Source organism: Escherichia sp. KTE31 (genome assembly GCF_000407925.1).
Taxonomy (GTDB): domain Bacteria; phylum Pseudomonadota; class Gammaproteobacteria; order Enterobacterales; family Enterobacteriaceae; genus Escherichia; species Escherichia ruysiae.
In genome coordinates this window covers 812,372-824,542 of record NZ_KE136726.1, presented here as the reverse complement: position 1 = coordinate 824,542, position 12,171 = coordinate 812,372, and the positions used below count along the sequence as shown (strand labels likewise).

The window sequence follows — 12,171 nt, the reverse complement described above, 5'->3', positions numbered from 1 at the left end:
ACTGATCATAAGCGTTAAAAAAATCTACAAACCAACGCAACACAATTCATGCCCTGGCAGTATGTCACGTTCTCGCGTTTCTGAGCGGGGAACGGCGCTCCATTGAGGAAGTCATTCATATGAAAAATATAAAATTCAGCCTGGCCTGGCAGATTCTGTTTGCTATGGTGCTGGGCATTCTCCTGGGAAGCTACCTGCACTACCATAGCGACAGTCGCGAATGGCTGGTCGTCAATTTGCTCTCTCCGGCGGGTGATATCTTCATCCACCTGATCAAAATGATTGTTGTGCCGATTGTGATCTCCACGCTGGTGGTGGGTATCGCGGGTGTGGGTGATGCCAAACAGCTCGGGCGTATTGGCGCGAAAACCATTATCTACTTCGAGGTGATCACCACCGTCGCCATCATTTTGGGGATCACTCTGGCGAACGTCTTCCAGCCCGGTGCCGGGGTGGATATGTCGCAGCTGGCGACCGTTGATATCTCGAAATATCAGAGCACTACGGAAGCGGTACAAAGCAGTTCCCACGGCATTATGGGCACGATTTTGTCGCTGGTGCCGACGAACATTGTGGCGTCGATGGCGAAAGGCGAAATGCTGCCGATCATCTTCTTCTCGGTGCTGTTTGGTCTGGGGCTTTCCTCCCTGCCCGCGACGCATCGTGAACCGCTGGTGACCGTGTTCCGCTCCATCTCTGAAACCATGTTTAAAGTGACTCACATGGTGATGCGTTATGCACCGGTGGGTGTATTTGCGCTGATTGCGGTGACGGTGGCTAACTTCGGTTTCTCTTCTCTGTGGCCACTGGCGAAACTGGTGCTGCTGGTGCATTTCGCCATTCTGTTCTTCGCGCTGGTAGTGCTGGGAATTGTGGCGCGCCTGTGTGGGTTAAGCGTCTGGATCCTGATTCGTATTCTGAAAGATGAGCTGATTCTGGCGTACTCCACTGCCAGCTCTGAAAGCGTACTGCCGCGAATTATTGAGAAGATGGAAGCCTACGGAGCACCGGCGTCGATCACCAGCTTCGTGGTGCCGACCGGTTACTCTTTTAACCTTGATGGTTCGACGCTGTATCAAAGTATTGCCGCTATCTTCATCGCGCAGTTGTATGGCATTGATTTGTCCATCTGGCAGGAAATCATTCTGGTGCTGACGCTGATGGTGACCTCGAAAGGGATTGCTGGCGTGCCTGGCGTGTCGTTTGTGGTGTTGCTGGCAACGCTGGGGAGCGTGGGTATTCCGCTGGAAGGCCTGGCGTTTATTGCCGGTGTTGACCGTATCCTCGACATGGCACGTACCGCGCTGAACGTGGTGGGTAATGCGCTGGCGGTGCTGGTGATTGCCAAGTGGGAACACAAATTTGACCGCAAAAAGGCGCTGGCTTATGAGCGTGAAGTGCTGGGCAAATTTGATAAGACTGCGGATCAATAATTGAAGATTGCCGGGAGGTTATATCCACCCGGCAATGTGTGGATGCCTGATGCGACGCTTGCCGCGTCTTATCAGGCCTACGCCAGGCAGCGCAATAGCCTGATTTAGCTTGATTTTGTAGGTCGGATAAGGCGTTTACGCCGCATCCGACATCAATGCCTGATGCGACGCTGTCGCGTCTTATCAGGCCTACGCCAGACAGTGCAATAGCCTGATTTAGCGTGATTTTTGTAGGTCGGATAAGGCGTTTACGCCGCATCCGACATCAACGCCTGATGCGACGCTTAACGCGTCTTATCAGGCCTGGCTTAGCCGTTGGTTAATTTCTCAAACTCTTCACATCCGGTATCAAACCCTTCCATACAGCTCAGGTTCAACCAATGCAGCGCCTTTTGTTTGTTCTTCTCGATAAAACCCTCTTCACCGTTTAAGAACATCATCCCCGCCCAGTACTCGGAATAACCGGTACGGGAAATCGCGGAGCTGCGTTTGAAATACCAGGTTGCTTTGTCATCGTCAGCGGTAATGCCCACGCCGTTGGCGTAAATCAAGCCAAGCAGCATCTGGGCATCAACGGCAGTATCATTCTCTAAATCTTCCGAAGCGTTTTCTAACAGCGAAATCGCCTTCGGATAATCTGGTTTACCCGCCTGACTATTAACCAGAATATGCGCCAGCGTCACTTCACCTTCTTTACTGCCCGCCTGTGCCGCTTTCTCGGCAAGAACTTTTGCTTGTGGATAGTCCAGACTGACCGGATTGGTGATTTTGATCTGCGCTAACAGCGCGCAGGCATCGGCATCACCGCTGTCAGCGGCTTTCTGTGCCCAATATTCGGCTTTGCTCAAATCGCCGGAGCTAAACCAGCTATCGGCAAGAAAATATTGTGCGCGTTTATCTCCGGCCTCTGCTGCCTTTACATACTGGCTGCCGGGTTCGGAGTCGTTTGCGTGGGCAAAGAATGTCAAAAATAACATCAATGCGATAATTTTTTTCATTTTGATAATACGATTGGGTAGGGAGTAACCAGTATAAAGAGTTCGAATAGATAAAAAAACAGCCTCCGAAAGGAGGCTGTAAGAGGGACTGATTTACGCCAGTGCCGCTTCGCGCAGGCGAGTTTTCAACTTGTTGTACTCGTCAATCACGTACTGCTCGGCGGCGCGCTGATCGGCGATCGGCTCGACGCGCACGGCGCAGTATTTGTACTCCGGCGTTTTCGTAATCGGGCTTAAGTTTTCGGTAACCAGCTCGTTACAGGCACCAATCCACCACTGGTAGGTCATGTAAATCGCCCCTTTGTTCGGACGATCGCTGACCTGCGCGCGGGTGATAATTTTGCCTTTACGCGAGTGCACCCAAACCAATGCCTCGTCTTCAATACCCAGACGTTTGGCGTCTTCGGTATTGATTTGTGCGTAGCCAGGTTCATCAGCCAGCGCCGCCAGCGCCGCACAGTTACCGGTCATCGAACGACAAGAGTAGTGACCGACTTCACGCACCGTTGACAGTACCATTGGGTACTCGTCGGTGAGCTTGTCGATTGGCGCTACCCAGTCGCAGGTGAAGAACTGCGCCAGACCGTTCGGGGTATCAAACTTCTCTTTAAACAGATAGGAAGTCCCCTGATCGGCATCTGATGTATCGCGGCAAGGCCACTGAATGAAGCCCAGTTCGCCCATTTTCTCGTAAGTCGCACCGTAGAAATCCGGGCACAGATGACGCAACTCATCCCAGATCTCCTGGGTGTTGTTGTAGTGCATCGGATAACCCATACGGGTGGCGATTTCACTGATGATTTGCCAGTCCGTTTTCAGATCCCACTTCGGTTCAACCGCCTTGAAGAAACGCTGGAAGCCACGGTCAGCCGCAGTGTAGACACCTTCATGCTCGCCCCACGAGGTTGACGGTAAAATAACATCCGCCGCCGACGCGGTTTTGGTCATAAAGATATCCTGGACGATGACCAGTTCCAGATCTTCAAAGGCTTTACGTACTGCCGACAGTTCCGCATCAGTTTGCAGCGGATCTTCGCCCATAATGTACGCGGCACGCACTTCGCCATGCGCTGCGCGGTGCGGCAGCTCGCTGATGCGATAACCGGTATGAGCAGGCAGGCTTTCCACGCCCCAGGCTTTGGCGAATTTCTCGCGGTTAGCCGGATCTTTCACGTACTGGTAGCCTGGGTACGTATCTGGCAGCGCGCCCATATCGCAGGCACCCTGCACGTTGTTCTGACCACGAACCGGGTTAACGCCCGCATGTGGCTTACCGAGGTTACCCGTCAGCATTGCGAGGCTGGTCAGAGAACGTACGGTTTCCACGCCCTGATAGAACTGGGTAACACCCATGCCCCACAGAATGGATGCGCTTTCGGCCTGGGCATACATCCGCGCCGCCTGACGAATCTCACTGGCGCTGACGCCGGTGATATCTTCAACCGACTCCGGCGTGTAGCCTTCAACGATTTTACGATACTCTTCAAAGCCTTCTGTGCGAGAAGCGACGAACGCTTTGTCGTACAGATTTTCTTCAATAATGACATGGCCCATCGCATTTAACAGCGCGATGTTCGAGCCGTTTTTCAGTGCGATGTGCATGTCAGCAATGCGCGCGGTTTCAATTTTACGCGGATCGCAGACGATAATTTTCGCCCCGTTACGTTTAGCGTTAATCACATGATTCGCCACGATCGGGTGGGAATCTGCCGGGTTGTACCCGAAAACGAACACTAAATCGGTATTATCAATTTCGTTAATGGCATTGCTCATTGCGCCGTTACCGACCGATTGGTGCAGACCTGCAACCGATGGGCCGTGTCAGACGCGAGCGCAGCAGTCAACGTTATTAGTACCAATAACGGCGCGCGCAAATTTTTGCATTACATAGTTGGTTTCGTTACCCGTACCACGCGAGGAGCCGGTCGTCTGGATGGCATCCGGACCGTACTTCTCTTTGATGGCGCTCAGGCGCTCGGCAACGTAATTCAGTGCCTCATCCCAGGAAACAGGTTCGAGTTTGCCGCCACGCTGGCGACGGATCATGGGGGTTTTCAGGCGCGGGGTCAGGATCTGGGTATCGTTAATGAAATCCCAGCCATAATAACCCTTCAGACACAGAGTACCCTGGTTGGTTTTCCCCTGCGCTGCCTCCGCCCGGACGATTTTGCCGTTATCGACGACCAGGTTGATTTTGCAACCTGATGCGCAATAGGGGCAAACCGTGACGACTTTTTTCATCGGTCTCGCTCCAGTTAATCAAATCACGCATACGCGCTCTCGACTACAGTATGCATCTTTTATGCCACATTTTATTTGGGGACATTCCTTGATATTACGGGCACTATTTATTCAAAACTCTGACGAAAAACAGGCTGTCGTCAGTTTTGACGTGACGAAACGAAATACCGCGTGACAGCCATCACGCGGCAGACATTTTATTTTTTCTCGGTGATGGGAGCCGCCTGATACCCGCCGCCCAGCGATTTCATCAACTGAATGCTTTGGATCACGCGGCGGCTATCCAGCATCAGTAATGACATCTCTTCGGCAAGCAGCGGCAATTCGGCTTCGGTTGCCTGTAAGCGGCTGGTTAAACCGCGCTTGTAGGCGGCGTCGGCGGCGCGCTGGGTGAAGCGGGTCGCTTCTACGCGTTCTGCCTGCATCTTCCGCTCGTCATTCAGCGTTTGCAGACGCGTGCCATTGACTGCAACGTCGCGCACTGCGTTCAGCACGGACTGGTTGTAACGTTCAATCATCATGTTGCTGGCGGCACGAGTGCCTTCGAGATTGGCATTCAACCGTCCACCGTCAAACAACGGCAATTTCAGACCCGGAATGAAGTTGAACTGGCGACTGGTTTTTTTGAATAAGGTATCCAGGTGGATGGAATCCAGGCCGAAAAACGCTTTGATATCAAAGCTTGGGTAGAACAGCGCCCGTGCGGAATCCACCTGATCTAATGACGCCTGAACATACCAGCGCATGGCTTGCAGATCCGGACGTCTGGCGAGCAACTCATAAGAGAGTGTCGCCGGAATACCGGTCTGGACTTGCGGTAATGCCACTGGTTTGATCTCCGGCATATCGCTGGCGCCCGCGCCAGTCAATGCGCGCAGAGATTCTCGCGTTTCAGTGATTTGCCCTTTGATGGCAGCAATTTGTTTATCGACCGCCAGAATCTGCGCCCGCGCGCCGTGGAACGGTACTTGCGCTTCCAGGCCGTGCGCCACTTTACTCTGGTGCGCTCTCACTGCGTAATCAATCACGCTGCGGGTTTGCTCTAACAGATCGAGCATCTGGTAGCTGGCCTGCATACTGTAATAAAGCTGCGCTACGCCTGTAGTGAGCGACAGTTCCACTGCCGCAGTTTCTGCCAGCGCGGCGTTATGCGCGCCAATGGCTGCGGCAACCGCTGAGCGATGTACGCCCCATAAATCGAGATCTAATCCGGCAAATAAACCTACGGTGGCTTCGGTGTAGTACGGACCATCCATTCCCAGTGCAGGCGCATCCATCGCATAAGGGCTTAAAAAGCCGTTGGCAGAGACGCGCTGGCGGTTGAGCATCCCTAATGCCGCCACCTGCAATTGTGAACCAGCATCTAACAAATCTGCCTGCGACTGCGCTTTTTCTTCCCGCAATTTCGCTTCGGCGAGGGTGTGAGAACCGCTTAACGTCCGTTGGATCAGCGCATCCAGTTGTGGATCATTAAACAGTCTCCACCACTGCGCTTGCGGCCAGCCGGAACTGGCAAGATGAATATCATCGGCAAGTTTGATCTGTTCTGGTTTAAGCTGTTGATGAGGGGCTGAATCCTTACGCACTAACGCACAGCCGGAAATCAGCGTCGCGCTGCCGAGAATGCTGCACAACAACAAGCATGAAAGTTGACGATTGATCATTGAGTGGCTCCTTGTGCCTGTTCCGTGGCGGGCGTTAATGCCGGGGCTGTCCAGTCTGGCAAGCGGGCGATGAGCTGACAGACGTGTTGCTCTTGTTTTAATAAGGTGGGCAGGATGGCCTGCGAGGCGGGTATCTCTTCAAGCGTTATCAGGGGAGAATGGCTGAGTGCGGTTGCCAGACCGGCAGCGTATTTCTCCAGTGCGTCGGCAAAGTGGCTGGCTCTGTCCGGCTGGAGCGCGTGATCCAGCGCCTGCGCCGAGTTCCAGGTGGCATCCCAGGCGTGAAGAATGTCGCGTCCCTGACGAATAACTGTTTGCGAGCGTTCAATCAGTAAGGCGCGTTCATCGCCGTCCAGTTGACGTTCAAGCGCCACGCGTTGGCACATTTCTTCACAGGCATTAAACGCCGCATGTAGACCTATACGAATTTGCAGATAAGTGCGCAGAGCCGTGACTTCCTGCTGGCGCGGGATACGCATCAGTTTGCTTAACATACCCAGCGCGCCAGCCAGTTTTTGCGGCAGCGCGCGCGCTTCGCTTTCAGGCCAGACAAAGGTGTAAATCACCGCCGATACCGCCGTACCGATAAGAATGCCGATGGCACGATCGCGTATTTCCACCAGGTCGTAAACCGGACCAAAGACGTTTTCGAGCGTGGCGAGAGCAAAGGTCACCACCATCTGCGTGCCGATATAAGAAGAACGCTCAGAGCTGGTGGCGAACCACGCGCCCACCAGGAAAATCGGTGCCAGTACGAGCAGCAATTCGACAATATTGTCCAGCCATGGCATGACCAGTAGCGTAAACAGCAACGCCAGAATTGCACCGCAAAAAGCTCCGCCAAAACGTAGCGCCATCTTCTGGTACGAAGAACCGATATTGGGGTTAGCGACGATCACGCAGGTCAGCATACAGGTGTGAATGCCTTCCCAGTCCACGCCGCTGTAGAAGGTGTAACAGATCAAACAGGCCAGCAGCGTTTTTACCGCGTAACGCATATAGTCCGGATTAGTAAAGGCATCGGCGACCATTGACGGCGGTTTGGCGGCGGGCGTTGGCGGCGTGTGCGGATCCATCTGACCAAGCTGTAACAGTGTCTGGCAGATATTCTCCAGGTTACATTCCCGTGCCGCCATCGCTTCATCTTCACTAAGCCGCCAGTCGCTTTGCCAGCACTGCCCTTTGGCAATAGCATGTTGCAGCTTGTTGATTTCAGAGGCTAATTTTTGCCGAAACTCAATGATTACCTGCGAATCCGCAAAAGAGGTGGGATCGTAGCGATTCAGCGTCGAGTAAATGTAGGTTACCGTTGCCACGCAGCTTTGCCACCATGCGCTATGGGTTCGCCAGTCGGCGTCGTCCGCGAGGCAAAAGACATTCAGTTTTTGCAGCGCCAGCGCCTCTCTTTCAATCCGCGTTTCGGGTAGCGGCGCAAGACTTTCTGTCAGGTGACGTACCGCGTCATCAAGCCGATCATTAAGCGCCTGATGCATCTGCGTAATGGCGCGGCTGGGAAACCACAGCACGCCGATTAACGTCATCAATAAGGTTGGATAGAGGCCGACAACGATACACCACAGGGTTAAGCGCACGACCACTTCCGGGTAGTCGAGCATGGCGGGGAAGGTTTGCCCGTAAATGGCGACAATGGCGACGGCAAAAAAGACCAGCCCCAGCCGATGAGTGCGCATCAAAAACATGCAGCCCATCAGGACAGGACCTGCGATGATCAATCTGATCAACGGTTCGCCGTATGACCATTTGTAGATCAAAAACAGGCTGCCGATTTCCAGCACCGTGGCGACCACAAACAAGATCGCGACAAATTTGGTGTAAAACGCGTTCGACTGAATACCGTAAAACAGCACCGCCAGTGATAACGCCACGAAAGGGATCTCGAAGGTCATTGAGATCAGAATCACCAGCAGGCAGCCTACCCAGAGCTGCACGGTCTGCGGCATACGGCCAGGCCGCCGCTCGCTTAACTCTTCATGAAAGAACGCCAGCAGCCTGACCACCGGTAATGGCAGGGAGTTGAGGGCGCTCATTATTGCGGCTCAAGATTAGCGACTGCCGACGCGCCGATGCGAAACATTTCCGGGTCAGGTTTATCGACCATGATTTTGACCGGAAAACGCTGGGCAACGCGAACCCAGTTAATAGAACGAGACACTTTCGGCAGGCCGCCAAGCACCAGACCGCCGTCATCCGGCAGCACGCCGTAGCCAATGGAATCCACTTTACCCTCGAAGGTTTTGCCGCTGTCGCTCATCAGGCGAATTGTCGCAGGCGTACCGGCATGAATATTTTTCAGATCGGTTTCGCGGAAGTTGGCGATCACGTACCAGTGACGAGTGTCGATTAGGGTAAAAATAGGGCGCATGGCAGAAGCAAATTGCCCGACGGAGGTTTTGAGAGAAATGACCCGGCCATCAAACGGCGCGCGAACGGTCGCCATTTCCAGATGCAGTTTGGTCAGAGCGATATCCGCTTCCACCGCTGCACGTTGGGCGACCAGTGCATCGACGCCGCTGACGCCGCTGGCGGCTGACTGCGCCTGCAACAATACGGCATTAAGGTCGGCCTCTGCAGCGCGCTGTGCAGTTCTCGCACGGTCAACTTCTTCAGCAGAAACAAAACCTTCTTTCAGTAATGGCTCGGTACGGTGCAATGTATCGCTGGCCTGTTTAGCGGCGGCGCGGGCTTTTTCTACCGTGGCGTTAACTGAGTCGGCGCCAAACTGTTGGGCGTTAACGCTACGCTGAGTGAGCATAATTTGCTTATCCAGTGCGGCGAGGGAGGCTTCGGCTTTCGCCAGATTCGCTTCGTACGGGCGAGGATCGATACGAAACAGCAAATCGCCCTGTTTGACTGCCTGGTTGTCTGTGACCGCCAGTTCCACAATACGACCGCTGACTTCCGGCACAACATCGATGGTATCTGCTGACGCGTAAGCGTCATTAGTTGATGGCGCATTGTCTACGCGCCAGATAACGAAAACGAGGGCAACCAGCGCCAGCGCGACGACCAGCAGGGCAGGGATCTTACTGCGAGGAGCTTTTTTCGGCGTACTTTCCATGAGCGCATCTCAAATAGATTAGAAAAATGCCAGCCAGAACAGCATGGCGTAGAGAGCAAAAAGGGCGGTATAAATAATTCCGACAAATGCCAGATTGATATTTGCCCTCTGAATAATTCGCCTTGTGATGAGCGTCAAAATAAGGCTGGCAATGGCGCAGAAAAACCAGCTGGGATAATAAGCGCCGATCACCGGGATTGCCGGAGATAATGAGCATCCCGAAACCATGAAGACGGGAACTATCCAGGCTGTTTTTTTGAGGTGCATCGCCATGCGAGAGAGAACTGTTGGCATATTAAATACATCCTGTCTGCTGCGAACAATATCTGTAGTGAATATCAATATCCATTGAAGGCGTCAGTATGGCTATTTTCTTGATGAATAAAAATAGCTTTATTCAGCCACCGCATTCATAACTTATATATATTGTGTATTAATTTGCTGCATATATTTTTAATATAAATGCTTTCGGGGGCTTGAACGCCCCCGAGAATGAGTTGAATTAATTCGGGGTTACGATATTCACCCACAAATCAAAATTATCCAGACAAGCAATAATTTCTTCCAGTTTCGCACCATTGCCAATAATTTTGGCTTTCTTCGCTTTTACCAGATCCGCCATTTTCGCCTGTCCGGTCAGCACGGCGTGCAGATCTTCACGGTTAATGTAGAAAGAGGCGTCGGCTTGCGGTTGCAGCGTTTTACGGTAGTTAAGCACGCTATCGTTCAGGGTCAGGTTGAGGTTATCGCCGTTACTCATATTGAAGTTCAGGCTGATATTCTTCCCGGCGGCTTTTTCGCTATCGAGGCGAACAGCCATAAAGTCGAACAGCATTTCGACCGACATCCCGCGAATGGTATCCGGGGAACCGGTGGTGCCATGGCTGAACTTATGTACCCCTTCGCGCAGCTCTTTCGCGCCAGTCAGGTAGAAACCGCGCCAGGTGGCGGACTCTGCCTGATAACCGAGCTGTTCAAAGTTATTGGCTTGCAGGTTTTTCGCCACCTGGTCACCCGGATTGGCGGCAATCACCTGTTTCAGCAGTTCTGCCGACCAGCGATAATCACCTTGCTTGTTCGCTTCTTTCGCCAGGTTGATGACACGGGCAGAACCGCCCAGCGCCTGCACATAACGTTTACCCATCTCCACCTGACCATACGGATGCAGGTTTGCCGGGTTACCGTCGTAATAGCCGAGATAGAAGTTATATACCGCACGGGCGTTGTGGCTGACAGAACCGTAATAGCCACGGCTGGCCCAGTTATTGGCAAGCGTTGGCGGCAGCTTAATCATGTCGCCGATTTCATTCATGGTGTAGCCCTGGTTTGCCAGGTGCAGGGTCTGGTCGTGAATATACTTGATGGTATCGCGATATTTACCAATATAATCATTGATATGCTTATTGCCCCAAACCGGCCAGGTATGCGGCATAAACAATACTTCTGCTTCGTTACCCCACATATCCAGCGTTTCGTTCAGATACTCGGTCCACTTGCTGGTGTCGCGGGTTTTCGCGCCGCGCAGAGTGTAGAAGTTGTGCAGGGTATGAGTAGCGTTCTCGGCGGTACACAGGGCTTTCAGTGCCGGAATATAGAAGTGCATTTCCGCTGGCGCTTCGCTGCCAGGGGTCATCAGGAAGTCAAACTCCAGACCGTCGATAATCATCTTCTCGCCAGTTCTGACGATAGTTTTGGTTGGCGCAATAATGCTTGGGTCACCGGTTGCCAGCGTCACGCCGAGGCCGTTACCCACGTTACCCTGCGCGTTGTGCGGCAGTAACAGGCCGTAAGAGTAGAGCGCACGGCGGCTCATAATATTACCCGCCAGTACGTTTTCGCTGATGGCTTCGTCCATAAAGCCAGCCGGAGCGATCACCTGAACTTTTCCCGATTTAACATCAGCTTCAGAGATAATGCCTTTCACACCGCCATAGTGGTCGGTGTGGCTGTGGGTGTAGATAACCGCAACAATCGGTTTTTGCGGACGATGCTGGAAGTAAAGGTCAAGTGCGGCTTTTGCGGCTGGCGGCGTCACCAGCGGGTCGATAACAATAATGCCTTTCTCGCCTTCCACGAACGTAATGTTGGAGATGTCCTGACCACGCACCTGATACATTTTATCGGTGACTTTGAACAGGCCAGAAATACCGTTGATCTGCGACTGACGCCACAGGCTGGGGTTTACGGTTTCCGGTGCAGCGGAATTAATATCAAATTTGTAATCATCCGCGCGGTAGTAAACTTTGCCATTCGCATCACGAAGAATACCTTCATCGAGCAGCGGGGCGATAAATCCACGCTGGGCATCGTCAAAATCCTGACGATCGCTAAACGGTAATGATTTGGCGTAATTCTGATTTACCTGTTGCGTATATTGAGTGGCGGCTTTCGCTTCATCTGTTGCGTAAGCGGTATTTACCATCATGCTGCTGGCGGCGGTTAAGGCAATAACAATCCTGCTCAAACGGAATAACTGAGAGTTATTCATATAAATCTCCATTTATCATTTATGTCGTAAATATGTAATCCATGCAAAATACGTCATTTAAAGCTGGCGTTATCATAATTGGGAAACGACGACTTTAATAAACGGAAGTGTGAGCGGAACGAGCCATTTTATTAGGCATTTGTGCTGAAGGTGAAAAAGTACGGCATATCTATTAATAATATCAATAATGTGACATGAATTATATTTTCATTATATATATTGCTTTCCTCTTTCACTTCGCCAGGAAGTACGCACAATGATTAATCAG

At 52.5% G+C, this 12,171-nt stretch carries 8 protein-coding genes; 1 reads left to right on the top strand and 7 read right to left on the bottom strand.

The window, feature by feature from the left end; genetic code table 11:
• Positions 1-119 precede the first annotated feature (119 nt).
• Positions 120-1,433, top strand: coding sequence for a glutamate/aspartate:proton symporter GltP (gene gltP, locus WES_RS01815; protein WP_001361135.1), 1,314 nt, complete (start codon positions 120-122; stop codon positions 1,431-1,433).
• 308 nt (positions 1,434-1,741) lie between these two features.
• Here gltP and yjcO read toward each other — a convergent pair whose 3' ends face one another.
• From yjcO to yjcS, 7 genes are all read right to left on the bottom strand, one after another.
• Complete coding sequence (gene yjcO / locus WES_RS01820; RefSeq protein ID WP_000719891.1) at positions 1,742-2,431, bottom strand: Sel1 family TPR-like repeat protein YjcO; 690 nt, start codon at positions 2,429-2,431, stop codon at positions 1,742-1,744.
• 93 nt (positions 2,432-2,524) lie between these two features.
• Positions 2,525-4,672: a formate dehydrogenase subunit alpha gene (gene fdhF, locus WES_RS01825; protein WP_077629246.1), complete on the bottom strand. Its 2,148-nt coding sequence runs from the start codon at positions 4,670-4,672 to the stop codon at positions 2,525-2,527.
• A 197-nt stretch (positions 4,673-4,869) separates the two neighbouring features.
• Positions 4,870-6,336 carry a multidrug efflux transporter outer membrane subunit MdtP gene (mdtP, locus tag WES_RS01835; protein WP_016159891.1) on the bottom strand — a complete coding sequence of 489 codons (1,467 nt, stop codon included), beginning with the start codon at positions 6,334-6,336 and terminating at the stop codon, positions 4,870-4,872.
• Entirely contained in the window at positions 6,333-8,384 is a 2,052-nt protein-coding gene (mdtO, locus tag WES_RS01840) for a multidrug efflux transporter permease subunit MdtO (RefSeq protein ID WP_016159892.1), read from the bottom strand. The genes mdtP and mdtO overlap by 4 nt, the downstream gene beginning before the upstream one ends.
• The gene (gene mdtN / locus WES_RS01845) at positions 8,384-9,415 is read right to left on the bottom strand and encodes a multidrug efflux transporter periplasmic adaptor subunit MdtN (RefSeq protein ID WP_016159893.1); all 1,032 of its coding nucleotides are present in this window, start codon (positions 9,413-9,415) and stop codon (positions 8,384-8,386) included. The genes mdtO and mdtN overlap by 1 nt, the downstream gene beginning before the upstream one ends.
• An 18-nt stretch (positions 9,416-9,433) precedes the next feature.
• Positions 9,434-9,709: a YtcA family lipoprotein gene (locus WES_RS01850; protein ID WP_010351753.1), complete on the bottom strand. Its 276-nt coding sequence runs from the start codon at positions 9,707-9,709 to the stop codon at positions 9,434-9,436.
• Positions 9,710-9,917: 208 nt separating this feature from the next.
• Positions 9,918-11,903 (bottom strand): alkyl sulfatase YjcS, encoded by a 1,986-nt coding sequence (yjcS, locus tag WES_RS01855; RefSeq protein WP_016159894.1) that lies wholly within the window; start codon positions 11,901-11,903, stop codon positions 9,918-9,920.
• Positions 11,904-12,171 lie beyond the last annotated feature (268 nt).